The sequence below is a fragment of the Microbacterium sp. zg-Y818 genome, assembly GCF_030246905.1.
Taxonomy (GTDB): Bacteria; Actinomycetota; Actinomycetes; order Actinomycetales; family Microbacteriaceae; genus Microbacterium.
The window spans coordinates 43,669-57,574 of record NZ_CP126741.1; the positions used below are offsets into that span (position 1 = coordinate 43,669).

Sequence of the window (13,906 nt, forward strand, 5' to 3'; positions counted from 1 at the left end):
GACGCCGCCAAGCCCGGTCCCCGGGGGGCGGCCACGGAAGGCGCCGGGTCAGATGCCGTCGAGCACGGGGAGCAGGGCGTAGAGGAGCTCACCCGTATGCCGGGCCGCGGGCGCTGCGGGCTCGCGCGAGACCTCGGCGAAGCCGATGCGCTGGAGCACGGCGATGGCGGCGGCGTTGTCGGCCGCGACCCGCGCGTACAGCGGCCGGATCGGCTCACGGGAGACCAGCATCCGCAGTGCCTGGGTCGCCAGCCCTCTTCCCCGCGCGGCCCGGGCGATCCAGAACACCACCTCGCGGTCGTCCTTGAAGGTGAAGGTCCCGGCAGTGCCCACGAAGGCGCCGTTCTCGGTGACGGCGAAGGAGTCGATGTCGTCCGAGGCGCGTTCGGCGGCGATCGAGGCATCGAACACCGACCGATCCAGGGGGTCCTCCACCGTGACCCCCGGAAGAGCGGCGGCAGCGGCGGGTTCCCGGATGAGCATCTCGTACATCGCGTCGAGGTCGTCGTCTAGCAGGGGGCGAAGCTCCAGGTGTGGCATCCGGCCACGCTACCGGCGCCCGTGGACCCCGCGACCGGCTTGACAGGCGCATGCAACGGTTTTGTCACAACGAAAATCGGGGGCTGACGCGGCACGCCTCGTTCGTTAGCGTATGGATCGTCGGGGCGACCGCTCCGGCATCCTCAGCACGAAGGCAATTCATGGCTACGCAGGGCACCGTCAAGTGGTTCAACTCCGAAAAGGGCTTCGGCTTCATCGCACCGGATGAGGGCGGCGCCGACGTCTTCGCTCACTACACCGCGATCGAGGCGAGCGGCTACCGCTCGCTCGAGGAGAACCAGCGGGTCGAGTTCGAGGTCGCACAGGGCCCCAAGGGCCTGCAGGCGGAGAACATCCGCCCCATCTGAGACTCATTCGCCGTCGCGGTGCACCAGCTCCAAGCCCGCGTCGGCGAACTGTCGCAGTGACGCGTCCGGGAGAAACGCCCGGACGAGTCCTGCGCCGATCCGCGGCAGGTCGGTTCCGTCGCGGAACAGCAGGTAGAGCGTCTCGTAGCGCGGGTGGAACTTCCCCTTGAACCGGTGCAGCGAGCGGAACCCGTAGACCGGCTCGAGTGTCTCGGCCAGCCGCTCGCTGAGCGCCGCGATGACGCCGGCATCGGGTGGGTACTGGTGGGTGAGCGGCGCGCCCGAGAGCGACATGATCCGGGCGCCTTCGGCGGCGAACTGCAATGCGCTCGAGCCGATGAGGTACTCCATCACCGGCACGAAGCCGGCTTCGCGGCGCCGCATGAGGTCCAATGTCCAGCCGTCGATGCTGCCGTCTTCGCCGTAGACCGGCAGCCACGACAGGAATCCGTCGACGTCTCCCTGCGGCGACACCGCCAGCGCCAGTCGCACTTCGGGATCGCGCGCCTCCTCCAGCGTGCCGAGCGTGAACCCCATCTCGGGCAGCTCCTTGCCGCCCACCCAGCTCTGCGAGATGACCCGCAGCTGCGCCTGCACGCCCCACGGCTCATCGATCAGGCGGGTGAGGCGAAAGGTCATGCCCTCCCGTTCCGCGCGGTTGAGTGAAGTGCGCACCGGCTTCCACGCGTTGCCGCGGAAGTTCAGGCCCGGCAGGTCGACGATCGTGTCATCGGCGATCACCAGGCTGCGCCACGTCGAGGGCGCGGCCTGGCGGGTCTCCTCCCCGACGCCGAACAGGCACGGCACGAGGCCGGCGCGCTCGGATGCCGCGATGAACTCGTTCACCGAGTGCGCGCGCCCGTCCGGGGGACCGAGGGGGTCTGCCAGCGCGATCGCCACCCCCGCATGGCGCTGGTAGGCCACGATCCCGGTCTCGGTGCGCAGGTAGGACATGTGCTTCCATGTCGTCATCCACGACAGCGTGCCGCCGCCGTGTGCGTGCAGCAGCGCCGCCGCGTCGGCGGCGGTGGGTTCGGCGGACGACCCGATCGCTGAGCGCCGGGCGGCGCGGAAGGCGGCCCGTGCCCACACGAGGTACCCCAGGAAGATCGCCCACAGACCGGCTTCGCCCAGGGTGGGCGTCGGGTCTCCGCCGAAGAGGTCTCGCGGAAGACTCGGAATCTGCAGTCCCACCGCGACCACGCCGGCCCAGGCGATGTTCGCCGCGGCGAGCACCACGGCCACCAGCCACGCCCAGCGACGGCCTCGCCGCAGGCCCCGCGCGATGAGCACGATCACCAGCACATCGACGACCAGGTTGACCAGCGGGGCGGAGCCGGCGGCACTTCTTCCGAACGGGCCGCTGGTGGGGGAGAGGAAGACGAGCACCTGCGCGGTGGCGATCGCGAGGGCGGCCAGGAAGCCCGACAAGCGTCGCTCGCGCAACGTCGAGCGCGGTGCCGGCAGGGGGCGCTGCACCGCGAGCACCAACAGCACCGCGAACGCGTGCACGATGTCGGCGGGTGTCCCCCAGAACAGCAGCAGCACGGCGCAGGCGCCGAGCACCGTGAACCACACCCGCTCTCGCCAGGGGGAGCTCATCGCGGTCGCCGATGCCGCGATGCAGGCCATGGTGCCCCCCGATGGGCCGACATCGAGTGAGTGGGCCATCGCGACGGCCCACGGCCACGACAGCTGCGAGATGAGGGCGACGAACCCCAGCATGCACAGCACGCCCACCAGCTGACCCGCGGTGAACCAGCCCAGCGCCACCCGCGACCCGCGGTGGTACTCGAGGTAGGCGACCCCGGCGAAGCCGGAGATCACCACGATGTAGAGCCACGGCGGGTCGCTGAAGAAGGTGCCCGTCAACGGCGTCCACCACCGGCCGTCCACGATCGCGGGAAGACCGTAGGCGACCTGGTCCCACAGGGGTGAGGAGGACAGCGGATGCCAGAGCCCTCGCGAGGCCACCCCGCAGACGAGCACGATGCCGACCAGCACGAGGGTCACGGGGATGCGGGCGGCCAGGCGCACCAGCGGACGCCGGCGTGACGGGCTGCCCTCGATCATGGGGCCACACTAGGCGGGCGACACCGTGATCGCACCGCCCCGGACGCCGGCGTCAGCGGCCGAGAGGGTCGGGTGGCCGGTTCTTGAGGCGCGCGTAGTCGGCGAGGGCCTGGGCGTCTTCGGCAAGCCGCTGCGCCCGGCGCGCGGCATCCAGTGCCTCGACGGGGTCATCCGCCCGGCGGGCTCCGGCGAGCTCGCGCTGGGCGGCGTCCAAGCGCACCCGTGCGTCGGCCCCGGCACCCGCGACCGCGACTTCGGCGCGTGCGAGGGCGCCGCGTGCCGAGGCGAGGGTTCCCGGCAGGGCCGTGCGTGCGCCCCGGAGCCGCTGCTGCGCCGTGCGGGCATCGCCGAGGGCCAGGTCGAGGCGGGCACGCAGCCTCGCGATCGCCGTGACGGTGGCGGTGGGATGCCGCGCGGCGACCGGAGTGAGGCGATCGAGCTCGTCCGTGACGGCGCGCAGCTCGCGGCCCAGTCTCTCGGCGTCGGCGGGTTCGAGACCCTCGCGCACCCGCATGCCCTGGGCGACCGCGGCGCGGGCGGCGTCGATCTCCTGGGGCACCGCGTGCGCGGCATCCGTCACGAGCCGGTGCGACTCCTCGAGGGCGCGGGCAGACGACTCGGCGCGGCGCAGTTCGCGCTCCGCCACGGAGAGCTCGGGGAAGGCGCTGCGGGTGGGGTCTGCCGCGAGGCTGCGCGCCGCCTCCAGGTGGTGCTGCGCGGAGGCGAGGGCAGCGGATGCCGTGCGAGCGGCCACCGCGGCCTGCTGCCATTCCGTATCGTCGAAGCGTCCGGCAAGGTCGGCCACGAGCGCTCCCGGGTCGCCGAGCTCGGTGCGCAGGCGCTCCAGCCTCGCACCGGCGGCATCCACCTGGGTGACGGCCGATCGGTGGGCGCGCATCCACTCGTCGTGGGCCGCGCGCGCCCCCGCCACCACGCCCAGCGCCTCCTCGGCGCGGGTGCGGATGCGGGCGCTCACCCGGCGCACGTCGACGGGCTCAGCGTCGTCGAGCTCGCGGAAGCTCTCGAACGCCTCATCCCTGACGTGCTGGGCGATCATGCGCGCACGACGAAGCGCGGCGGGGGCCTCGCCGTCGTACAGCGCTCCGGAGAGGCCGACTTCGAGGTCCAGCTCGCCGACCGCGTCGTCGAGGCGCACCAGGGCCGATCCCGCCCGGGTGCGGTCGGCTTCGGCGCGCGCACGGGCCCGCGGCGAGCGGCGCGCCCGGCGCACCGACCACACCGCGACGGCGATCGCGACCGCCGTCACCCCGAACACGACCACGGCCGGGATCACCCAGGCCAGGACCGCGTCCGGGAGGGGAGTCATCCCGCATCCTCCACGAGCAGGAGGGAGCGCAGCTCCTCCACCGAGTCGACCACGGCGGTCGCCCCCTCGGACTCATGGGGCCAGCTGAACCCCCAGCGCACGAAGATGACCGGCACGTCGTGCACCGCCCCGCCGTCGACGTCGTGGTGGCGGTCCCCGATGAGCACCGGACGGCTGGTGTCCACGCCAGCGACGCGCAGTCGCCGCAGCGACTCCGCGATGATGTCGGCCTTCGTGGCGAGCGTGCGCTCGTCGGAGGTGGCCCCGGTGATGGAGGCGAAGTACGGGGCGAGCGCGAAGTGGTCCATGAGCGCGCGCACCTGGATCTCGGGCTTGGAACTCGCCGTGCCCTGGGGCACGCCGGCGGCGGCGAGGTCGGCGATGAGCTCGGCGATGCCGGGGTAGAGGCGGGCGCCGGTGGTGTATCCGTCCGCCTTGCCCAGGGTGCGGTAGAACGCCACCGCCTCGGTGGACTGCTCGGGCGTCATGCCGACGTTCGTCTGGAAGGACTCGAACATGGGCGGGCCGATCCAGTGCACGAGCTCGGCGTAGGTCGGCGCCGGGTGCCCGAAGTGCTCGAGGGTCACCGCGAGACGCCGCAGGATGCCCTCGGACGCGTCGACGATCGTGCCGTCGACGTCCCACAGGACGCACGAGAAAGGGGAGCGCAGCGGCATCCCTCCACCCTAATCAACGCCCCCTCCGACCGTGAGACGACAGTGGGTGGACGAGACAGTGGGTAACGACCGTTGTCTCGGCCGTCAGCTTTCGTCTCAGCGATGGAGAGGCGGGGACAGGCGGGGAGAGGCGGGGGGGGGGGAAGGCGGGGCGGCGGCGCGTCAGAAGAGGCGGGGGGCACCGGAGTCGATGCCCTTCATCTCGTCGTAGTCCAGCGTCACGCAGCGGATGCCACGGTCGGCGGCGAGCACCCGCGCCTGCGGCTTGATCTCCTGCGCGGCGAACACGCCGGTCACGGGCGCGAGATGCGGGTCGCGCCCGAGCAGCTCGAGGTAGCGGGTGAGCTGCTCGACGCCGTCGATGTCGCCGCGACGCTTCACCTCGACGGCGATCGTGCCGCCGGCAGGGTCACGCAGCAGCAGGTCGACCGGCCCGATGGCGGTCGGGAACTCGCGCCGCACGAGGGTCAGTCCTTCGCCGATCACCCCGACCTGCTCGGCGAGCAGTCGCTGCAGGTCGGCTTCGACGCCGTCCTTGACCAGGCCCGGGTCGATGCCCAGCTCGTGCGACGAGTCGTGCAGCACCTCGTAGATGCGCACCACCAGGGAATCCCCCGACTTGGCGTGGATGACGCGCCACTGCTCGACGACCTGCTCCTCTTCCTCACCGGCGACGTCGGGCGTCTCGACGCTGAGGGTGCAGGGCGGGCTCATCCAGTTCAGCGGCTTGTACGAGCCGCCGTCGGAGTGCACGAGCAGGCTGCCGTCCCCCTTGTGGACGAGCAGGCGCGTGGCGGTGGGCAGATGGGCGTTGAGGCGCCCCGCGTAATCCACGGAGCAGCGGGCGATAACCAGACGCACCCGACGAGCCTAACCGTGGTCCGGACGGTGGCCCGCCCCGACCTTGGCGCCGGCGAGGGGTCGGGCGGACTGCGAGGCGAAGCCGGATGCCACGACGAGCACCACCAGCACGTAGAGGGTGTTGAGCAGTCCGATGTGGTCGCTGACGAAGCCGAGCACCGGCGGGCCGCAGAGGAAAGCGACGTAGCCGATGGTGGCGGCAGCGCTCACCCGCGATGCGGCCTTGGCGGGATCGTCGGCGGCGGCCGACATGCCCAGCGGGAAGCCGAGCGACGCGCCCACGCCCCAGAGCGCCGCCCCCACGAACACCAGCGGCAGGTTCGGCGCCAGGATGAACAGCAGAATGCCGACGGCCGCGAACCCCGAGAGCACCCGCAGCGTGGCGACGCGTCCGAAACGGTCCACCAGCGGACCGCCCAGCACGCGCACGACCGTCATGGCGACGGAGAACACCATGAGCGCGGCCGCGCCCAGGGCGGGGCCGCCGGAGTGGTCCTCGCTGACGCCGAGCGCGAGCCAGTCGTTGGCGCCGCCCTCGGCGAAGGCCATGCCGAGCATGACGACACCGAGCGCGTACGTGCGCGGCTCGCGCCACGCGGTGAGGGAGACGGCCAGGCGCTGCCGCCAGCCGGGCTGGTCGGCGGCGTTGGTCGCGGGATCGCCGGCACCTTCACGCGGCGGCACGTTGGCGTAGGCGACCACGGCGACGATGAGGATGACGACGGCCACGGCGACGGCGTGCGCGAACACGTCGACGCGCAGCGCCGCGGCGACCGCACCCAGGCCGGCACCGACGACGGTGCCGAGACTGAAGAACGCGTGGAAGAGGGGGAGGAGGGTCCTGCCCGACTGGGTCTCGATCGCCGCGCCCTCGACGTTCATCATGACGTCGACCGCCCCGTTGCCGAAGCCGAACAGTGCCAGTCCGATCACCACGAGCGGCACGGACGAGGCGAGATTGGTGCCCACCCCGATCAGCGCCACGCCGACGGCGAAGATGACCATGGCGCCGAGCATGCCCTGCCGGGTGCCGAAGCGGGCGATGACGACCCCGGACGCGGACAGGCCCAGGATCGAGGCGACGCCCATGCCGAGCAGCATGAGCCCGATGTCGCTGTTCTCGATGCCGAGGTCGCTGCGGATGGCCGGGACCCGCGACGCCCACGTGGCGATGCTCAATCCACTGGCGGTGAAGATCGCGAAGATGGCGGCGCGCCAGCGCACCAGTTGCGTTCGAGTGAGCTGGGCTTCCACCGAGCCAGCCTAGCGAATCGATTCGCCACCCCACCGTGCAGGCTACGATCGGGGACGTCATGAGCACGCGCCGCGCAACGATCGCCGACGTCGCCCGCACCGCCGGGGTGTCACCGTCGACCGCCTCGGTGGTGTTCAGCGGCAAGACCGCCGTCTCGGATGCCACGCGTGAGCGCGTGCTGCAAGCGGCATCGGACCTGGGCTACACCGGTCCCGACCCACGCGCCGCGTCCCTCCGCCGCGGCCGCTCCGGCATCGTCGGCGTGCTGTTCCAGGGGCACCTCGGCGCCGCGTTCGTCGACCCGGTCGTGCGCGCGATGATGGACGGCCTCGCCGACGCGGTGGCGCCGATGGATGCCGGGCTCCTGCTGCTGCGCCACGATGCGGACGGGACCACGGGGGGCGCCTCGCTGACGAACGCCCCCATCGACGCCGCCGTGCTGGTCGGATGGACCTCGGTGATCGCGGAGTCCCTGCAGACGCTGCGCGCGCGCGGCATCCCCGTCGTCGTCGTCGAGGGTGACGCCGGGCCGGACGTGCCGCGGGTGATCCTGGACAACCGCGAGGCCCAGCGGGCCCTGGCCAGCCACGTCCGCTCGCTCGGGCACACTGACGTCGCGCTGCTCACGCTGCCCACCGACATCCGCCGCCGCCCGGGATGGCTGGATGCCGACGGCGACATCGGGGTGGATGTCACGCGCCACCGTCTGGAGGGTGCACGCGAGGTGTACCCCGACGCCCCCGCCTACGCCGCGGCCGGCAGCTCGATCGACGAGGGAGCGGCTGCGGGGCGCGCGATCCTCGCCGACCCGCAGGGGCGCCCGACGGCGGTGCTCGCCCAGAGCGATCTGCTCGCCGCGGGCGTGCTTCGCGCCGCCGAGGAGCTCGGATTGCGGGTACCCGACGACCTCAGCGTGACCGGCTTCGACGGCATCGCAGTCGATGGCCTGGCGCCTTTCGACCTCACGACGATGGTGCAGCCGGCGATGGAGAAGGGGCGCGCCGCGGGTGAGGCGGTCGTGGCCATGCTCGAGGGGAACGAAGCCCCGTCGGTGTGCTTCAGCAGCGTGTACCGCGAGGGGAATACGACAGCTCCGATGACGCGGTAGTCACCCTTTCGGACGGAGCCGGCCTCCGGCCCGGGTAGACTTGGACTCGATCCCGTAACGTTCGTGCCTCTGGCTGCGACCCCCGAGGAGGCCGCGCATGCTGATGATCCTCGGCGCGTTCGCGATCCTTCCGCTCACGCTGCCGTGGCTGGTCAGCCGCATCGGTGCCCGCGCCTTCTACGTCGCCGCCGCGCTGCCGGTGATCGCGTTCGTCCACACGCTGACGCTGACACCCGCCGTGCTGTCGGGTGACCACCCGTTCGAGACGTTCTCGTGGATCCCGGCCCTCGACATCGCCATCTCGATGCGCATGGACACGCTCGGCTGGGTCATGGCGCTGATCGTCACGGGCGTCGGCGCCCTCGTGATGGCCTACTGCCGTTGGTACTTCGACGGCAAGCGCGACGGCGTGGGCCAGTTCTGCGCCGTGCTGCTGGCCTTCGCCGGCGCCATGTACGGCCTGGTCCTCACCGACGACATCGTCCTGCTCGTCATGCTCTGGGAAGTCACGAGCGTGCTGTCGTACCTGCTCATCGGGTTCTACCACCGCCGCGGGGCGAGCCGCCGCGCCGCCATGCAGGCGCTGCTGGTCACCACTCTCGGCGGTCTCGTGATGCTGATCGGCGTGGTGCTGCTCGTGGTGCACACCGGCACGACGAGCCTCTCCGGCATTTTGGAGCTCGCTCCCACCGGCCCCGTGGTCGATGCCGCGCTGGTGCTCATCCTCGTCGGGGCGCTGAGCAAGTCGGCCATCTTCCCCTTCCACTTCTGGCTTCCCGGCGCCATGGCGGCGCCCACGCCGGTGAGCGCTTACCTGCACGCCGCGGCCATGGTCAAGGCCGGCATCTACCTCATCGCCCGCCTGGCGCCGGTGTTCGCGCTGGAGGCGCCGTGGCGGCCCATCGTCGTAGGCCTGGGTGTTCTCACCATGCTCATCGGCGGGCTGCAGGCGCTGCGGGAATCGGACCTCAAGCGCGTCCTCGCCTTCGGCACGGTGAGCCAGCTCGGCATGCTCACCGCGGTGCTGGGGTACGGCACGCGCGACGCCGCGCTGGCGGGCCTGGCGTTGCTGATCAGCCACGCCCTGTTCAAGTCATCGCTCTTCCTCGTCGTGGGTGTCATCGACCGCCAGCTCTCCACGCGAGACATCTCCGAGCTGTCGGGGGTCGGACGCCAGGCCCCCACCCTCGCGGTGTTCACGATCATCGCGGTGGCCTCGATGGTCGGTGTCATCCCCACCATCGGGTTCGTGGCCAAGGAGGCGGCCCTCACGGCGTTCCTGAACGAAGGAGCCGACGGACAGCTCTGGGCGGTGGTCGGTCTCGTCGGCCTCGTGCTCGGCTCCGTGCTCACGGCGGCATATGGCATCCGCTTCATCTGGGGTGCGTTCTGGACGAAGAAGGATGCCGCCGGGCAACCCATGCCGCGAACGGAATGGCCCGATCCGCCCATCGGGTTCCTGGGCGCGCCCGTGGTGCTCGCAGGTCTCACGCTGGTGGCCGGCTTCGCGGCCCCGTTGGTCGACGGTGTGGTGTCGACGTACGCCGACACCGCGCCGGTGGCGAGCCCTGGCGTCGCGGCCCCGGATCACGTCTACCATCTCGCGCTCTGGCACGGGTTCGAGCCCGCCCTGTGGCTCTCGCTGGGCTCGATCGCAGTGGGAGCGGCCCTCTTCTGGCTGGTCAAGCGGGTGGGCGCTCCGCGCCGGCTGCTGCCGTTCACCGCCGCCGGCGTCTACAACCTGGTGCTGCGCGGCATCGCGCGACTGGCCGTCATCACCGTGTCGATCACCCAGCGGGGGTCGCTGCCCCTGTACGTCGGCACGATCTTCGTCGTCTTCGTCGCGGCGGAGGGCACAGCGCTGCTGGCCTCGCCCGAGTGGACGGCGAACCTCGACGCTTGGCAGTCGCCGGCACAGCTGATCGTCGCGCCGATCATGATCATCGCCGGGATCGTCGCGGTCCGCGCCCGCAAGCGGTACACCGGCGTGGTGCTCGTCTCGGTGACAGGGCTCGGCATGGTCGTGCTCTTCGCCACGAGCGGCGCTCCCGACCTCGCTCTGACGCAGGTGCTCGTCGAGACGGTCACGCTCGTCACCTTCGCCCTGGTGCTGCGCCGCATCCCGGCGCGCCTGGGTGAGCACAACGCGTCCGTGCTGCCGGTGGCCCGCGCGGTGCTCGCCGTCGCGGTCGGCCTCACGATGGCGATGGTCGCCGTCGTCGCTACCGGCGCCCGTATCCACGAGCCGGTGTCGACGGCGTTCCCCGAGCTGGCGTACGAGCTGGGCCACGGCAAGAACGTGGTGAACGTGGCGCTGGTGGACCTGCGCGGCTGGGACACGATGGGGGAGCTGTCGGTGCTGATCCTCGCCGCCACCGGAGTGGCATCCCTCGTCTTCGTCACCCATCGCGCCGACACGCTCTCCCGCGCTGTCTCGCCGCTGCCGAACCTCTCGACCCGCACGCGCCGTCCGCTCGTCGACACCGACGAGGGCCCGCGCCCCCAGACGGCCGACAACCGCGGCGCCCCCCGCACCTGGCTGGTCGGCGGTCAGCGGGTCAGGCCCGAGAACCGCTCGATCATGCTCGAGGTGATCGTGCGCATCCTGTTCCACACGATCATGCTCGTGTCGATCTACCTGCTCTTCGCCGGCCACAACCTTCCCGGCGGCGGCTTCGCCGGCGGCCTCGTCGCCGGCATGGGCCTCGTCATGCGCTACGTCGCAGGCGGGCGCTACGAGCTCGGCGCCGCCGCCCCCACCGACGCCGGGCGACTGCTGGGCGTGGGGATGGCGCTCGCCGTCGGTACGGCCGTCGTGCCGCTGCTGTTCGGCGAGGCGCCGCTGACGAGCACGTTCTGGGAAGCGAATCTGCCCGTGATCGGACACGTCGAGTTCGTCACCTCGACGATCTTCGACGTCGGCGTGTACCTCGTGGTGATCGGGCTCGTCCTCGACGTGCTGCGCAGCCTCGGGGCCGAGGTCGACCGACAGACGCAGGAACTGCGCGACAAGGGGGTGACCGCTTCGTGGATGTCTCACTGACCCTGATCGTCATCATGGCGGTGCTCTTCGCCGCCGGCGTCTACGCGATGCTCGAGCGCAGCCTCACCCGCGTGCTCATCGGCTTCCTGCTGCTCGGGAACGCCGCGAACCTGTTCCTGCTGATCGTCATGGGACAGCCCGCGGCGGCTCCTTTCTTCGGCGCGGCGGATCCCGACCAGATGAGCGACCCGCTGCCGCAGGCACTCACGCTCACGGCGATCGTCATCACGTTCGCGGTGTCGGCGTTCCTGCTCGCCCTCATCTACCGGTCGTGGCAGCTCGGTCAGGCCGACACCGTCGAGGACGACGCCGAAGACGTCGCCGTGCGCGAGCGCAGCGCCGTCGACGAGGACTCGATGGACGACGAGGTCAGCGACCTCGACGACGACGCGACGACGGACTTCGTCGGCGTCCAGACCGCACCCATCACGGTGCTGCACGCGAAGGACGTCCCCGGCTTGCGCGACGACGCCCCCACCGACCGCCCGCACCGCGGAGACGACCGATGAGCGCGCTGGTTCCCCTCCTCGTCACCCTGCCGCTGCTGGGCGCTGCCGTCGCACTGATCGCCGGTCGGCACCGCCGCACGCAGGTCGTCGTCTCAGTGCTGACGCTGAGCCTGGTGTGCATCATCGCCGCTGTCCTGCTGGTCACCGTGGACGCCTCGGACCTGCCGATCGCCGTCTCGGTGGGCGGGTGGCCGATCCCGTTCGGCATCGTGCTGTACGTCGACCGGCTCGCCGCGCTTCTGGTCATGGTCTCGAGCATCGTGCTGCTGGCGGTGCTGCTGTTCTCGGTCGGGCAGGGAGCGGCCGACGGCGACGACGACACGCCGGTGTCGATCTTCCATCCCTCGTACCTGATTCTCGCCGCCGGCATCTTCAACGCCTTCATCGCCGGTGACCTGTTCAACCTCTACGTAGGCTTCGAGATCCTGCTGGTCGCCTCGTACGTGCTGATCACCCTCGGCGGCACGGAGTCGCGCATCCGCACCGGCGTGGTCTACATCGTCGTGTCTTTGGTCTCCTCGATCCTCTTCCTCTCGGCGATCGCGGCGATCTACGGGGCCCTCGGCACCGTCAACATGGCACAGCTGTCGCAGCGGATGGGGGAGCTCCCGCAAGAGACGCAGCTGGTGCTGCACGTCATGCTGCTGGTCGCCTTCAGCATCAAAGCCGCCGTCTTCCCGCTGTCGTTCTGGCTGCCCGACTCGTATCCGACCGCCCCGGCGCCGGTCACCGCGGTGTTCGCGGGGCTGCTGACGAAGGTCGGCGTCTATGCGCTGATCCGCACCGAGACGCAGATCTTCCGCGAGAACGACGTCAATACGGTGCTGCTGATCGTGGCCCTGGCCACCATGGTCGTCGGTGTGCTCGGTGCCGTCGCCCAAGCCGAGCTCAAACGCATCCTGTCGTTCACGCTGGTGAGCCATATCGGCTACATGGTGTTCGGTCTGGCCATCGCCACCCCGGCGGCGATCGGCGCGACCGTGTACTACACGGTGCACCACATCGTCGTGCAGACGACGCTCTTCCTCGCCGTGGGTCTCGTCGAACGCCGGGCAGGCTCCACGTCGATCCTCAAGGTGCGCGGGCTCATGCGTGCCGCCCCGCTGCTGGCGGTGCTGTACTTCATCCCGGCGATCAACCTCGGGGGCCTGCCACCCTTCTCGGGGTTCATCGGCAAATTCGCGCTCTTCGACGCCGCGGCATCCGTAGGCACCCCCCTCATGATGGTCGTCATCGTCGGTGGCATCGTGACGAGCCTGCTGACCCTCTATGCCCTCGTCCGCGCGTGGAACCTGGCCTTCTGGCGCGAAGACGACGAGGAGCACGGCGAGTCTGAGAACGAAGCGCGCCTGGCGTATCTCGGATCCGCCCCCGCCGCTGCCGCTCAGACCAAGCGCCGGGTCATTCCGCGCATCATGACGGCGGCGACGACCGGGATGGTCGTGCTGACGATCGCGCTGTCCGTGTTCGCGGGACCGCTCTACGACGTGTGCGCGCGCATCGGCGCGTCGCTGATGGACCCGGTGACCCTGGTGCAGCTCGAAGAGGGGGCGCAGCCATGAGCCCCGACCGTCACTCCCCGCTCTCGCAGCTGTGGCGCCAGCTGCCGTTCTTCGTCTGGCTGATCGCGCTGTGGATGCTGCTGTGGGGCCAGTTCACCGTGCTCGCACTGGTCAGCGGCGTCGTGGTGGCGATCTTCGTCACCCGCGTGTTCCGGCTTCCCCCGGTGGAGCTCTCGGGCCGGATGAACCTCTGGTGGGGCCTCGTCTTCGTCGTCACGTTCTTCGGCGCGGTCGTCCGCGGTTCGCTGCTGGTGGCGTGGCAGGTGCTCAACCCCACGCGGTATCCGGGCACGGCCATCGTCGCCGTGCCGTTGCGCACCGACGACGACCTCATCATGACGCACGTGGGGGTCACCGCCTCGCTCATCCCCGGATCCCTCGTCGTCGAGGCTGATCGCGACCGTCGCATCCTCTACCTGCACGTCATCGGGGTCTCGAGCGACGAGGATGTGCGCATGCAGCGGCGGGCGATCCAGGGCTGGGAGGCGCGGATCGTGCGCGCGGTGGGATCGCGGGCCCAGCTGGAGAAGATCCAGGCGGCGGGCGTGGAGACGCCACGTCAGGGGGGTGCACCGCTGTGAAC

At 70.9% G+C, this 13,906-nt stretch carries 12 protein-coding genes; 6 read left to right on the forward strand and 6 right to left on the reverse strand.

Features of this window, described 5'->3' with window-relative positions:
- Window positions 1-48 precede the first annotated feature (48 nt).
- Entirely contained in the window at window positions 49-540 is a 492-nt protein-coding gene (locus QNO21_RS00170) for a GNAT family N-acetyltransferase (RefSeq protein ID WP_257519722.1), read from the reverse strand.
- 161 nt (window positions 541-701) lie between these two features.
- Here QNO21_RS00170 and QNO21_RS00175 point away from each other — a divergent pair, with 161 nt between their 5' ends.
- The gene (locus QNO21_RS00175; protein ID WP_257495235.1) at window positions 702-908 is read left to right on the forward strand and encodes a cold-shock protein; all 207 of its coding nucleotides are present in this window, start codon (window positions 702-704) and stop codon (window positions 906-908) included.
- A gap of 3 nt (window positions 909-911) precedes the next feature.
- Here the strand turns inward: QNO21_RS00175 and QNO21_RS00180 are convergent, their stop codons facing one another.
- From QNO21_RS00180 to QNO21_RS00200, 5 genes are all read right to left on the reverse strand, one after another.
- Entirely contained in the window at window positions 912-2,981 is a 2,070-nt protein-coding gene (locus tag QNO21_RS00180; RefSeq protein ID WP_257519723.1) for a bifunctional lysylphosphatidylglycerol flippase/synthetase MprF, read from the reverse strand.
- Window positions 2,982-3,033: 52 nt separating this feature from the next.
- Window positions 3,034-4,308 (reverse strand): hypothetical protein, encoded by a 1,275-nt coding sequence (locus QNO21_RS00185; RefSeq protein ID WP_257519724.1) that lies wholly within the window; start codon window positions 4,306-4,308, stop codon window positions 3,034-3,036.
- Window positions 4,305-4,985 (reverse strand): HAD hydrolase-like protein, encoded by a 681-nt coding sequence (locus QNO21_RS00190; RefSeq protein WP_257519725.1) that lies wholly within the window; start codon window positions 4,983-4,985, stop codon window positions 4,305-4,307. Before QNO21_RS00190 ends, QNO21_RS00185 begins: the two co-directional genes overlap by 4 nt.
- A gap of 162 nt (window positions 4,986-5,147) precedes the next feature.
- Window positions 5,148-5,846, reverse strand: a complete 699-nt coding sequence (gene nucS, locus QNO21_RS00195) for an endonuclease NucS (RefSeq protein WP_285178404.1) — start codon at window positions 5,844-5,846, stop codon at window positions 5,148-5,150.
- A gap of 9 nt (window positions 5,847-5,855) precedes the next feature.
- Window positions 5,856-7,100: an MFS transporter gene (locus QNO21_RS00200; RefSeq protein WP_257519726.1), complete on the reverse strand. Its 1,245-nt coding sequence runs from the start codon at window positions 7,098-7,100 to the stop codon at window positions 5,856-5,858.
- A 59-nt stretch (window positions 7,101-7,159) separates the two neighbouring features.
- On the opposite strand from QNO21_RS00200, the gene QNO21_RS00205 reads away from it, so the two are divergent.
- The 5 genes from QNO21_RS00205 (at window position 7,160) to QNO21_RS00225 (ending at window position 13,904) form a co-directional block, all read left to right on the forward strand.
- The gene (locus QNO21_RS00205; RefSeq protein WP_257514046.1) at window positions 7,160-8,209 is read left to right on the forward strand and encodes a LacI family DNA-binding transcriptional regulator; all 1,050 of its coding nucleotides are present in this window, start codon (window positions 7,160-7,162) and stop codon (window positions 8,207-8,209) included.
- A 97-nt stretch (window positions 8,210-8,306) separates the two neighbouring features.
- Window positions 8,307-11,252 (forward strand): Na+/H+ antiporter subunit A, encoded by a 2,946-nt coding sequence (locus QNO21_RS00210; RefSeq protein WP_257519727.1) that lies wholly within the window; start codon window positions 8,307-8,309, stop codon window positions 11,250-11,252.
- Entirely contained in the window at window positions 11,237-11,761 is a 525-nt protein-coding gene (locus QNO21_RS00215; protein WP_257513820.1) for a Na(+)/H(+) antiporter subunit C, read from the forward strand. Before QNO21_RS00210 ends, QNO21_RS00215 begins: the two co-directional genes overlap by 16 nt.
- Entirely contained in the window at window positions 11,758-13,323 is a 1,566-nt protein-coding gene (locus QNO21_RS00220; RefSeq protein WP_257513819.1) for a Na+/H+ antiporter subunit D, read from the forward strand. Before QNO21_RS00215 ends, QNO21_RS00220 begins: the two co-directional genes overlap by 4 nt.
- The gene (locus QNO21_RS00225) at window positions 13,320-13,904 is read left to right on the forward strand and encodes a Na+/H+ antiporter subunit E (protein ID WP_257519728.1); all 585 of its coding nucleotides are present in this window, start codon (window positions 13,320-13,322) and stop codon (window positions 13,902-13,904) included. The genes QNO21_RS00220 and QNO21_RS00225 overlap by 4 nt, the downstream gene beginning before the upstream one ends.
- Window positions 13,905-13,906 lie beyond the last annotated feature (2 nt).

Coding starts and splice junctions, on each gene's coding strand:
- QNO21_RS00185 (WP_257519724.1), bottom strand. CDS start 4,308: ATGACTCCCCTCCCGGACGCGGTCCTGGCCTGGGTGATCCCGGCCGTG.
- QNO21_RS00175 (WP_257495235.1), top strand. CDS start 702: ATGGCTACGCAGGGCACCGTCAAGTGGTTCAACTCCGAAAAGGGCTTC.
- QNO21_RS00170 (WP_257519722.1), bottom strand. CDS start 540: ATGCCACACCTGGAGCTTCGCCCCCTGCTAGACGACGACCTCGACGCG.
- QNO21_RS00210 (WP_257519727.1), top strand. CDS start 8,307: ATGCTGATGATCCTCGGCGCGTTCGCGATCCTTCCGCTCACGCTGCCG.
- QNO21_RS00180 (WP_257519723.1), bottom strand. CDS start 2,981: ATGATCGAGGGCAGCCCGTCACGCCGGCGTCCGCTGGTGCGCCTGGCC.
- QNO21_RS00225 (WP_257519728.1), top strand. CDS start 13,320: ATGAGCCCCGACCGTCACTCCCCGCTCTCGCAGCTGTGGCGCCAGCTG.
- QNO21_RS00190 (WP_257519725.1), bottom strand. CDS start 4,985: ATGCCGCTGCGCTCCCCTTTCTCGTGCGTCCTGTGGGACGTCGACGGC.
- QNO21_RS00220 (WP_257513819.1), top strand. CDS start 11,758: ATGAGCGCGCTGGTTCCCCTCCTCGTCACCCTGCCGCTGCTGGGCGCT.
- QNO21_RS00205 (WP_257514046.1), top strand. CDS start 7,160: ATGAGCACGCGCCGCGCAACGATCGCCGACGTCGCCCGCACCGCCGGG.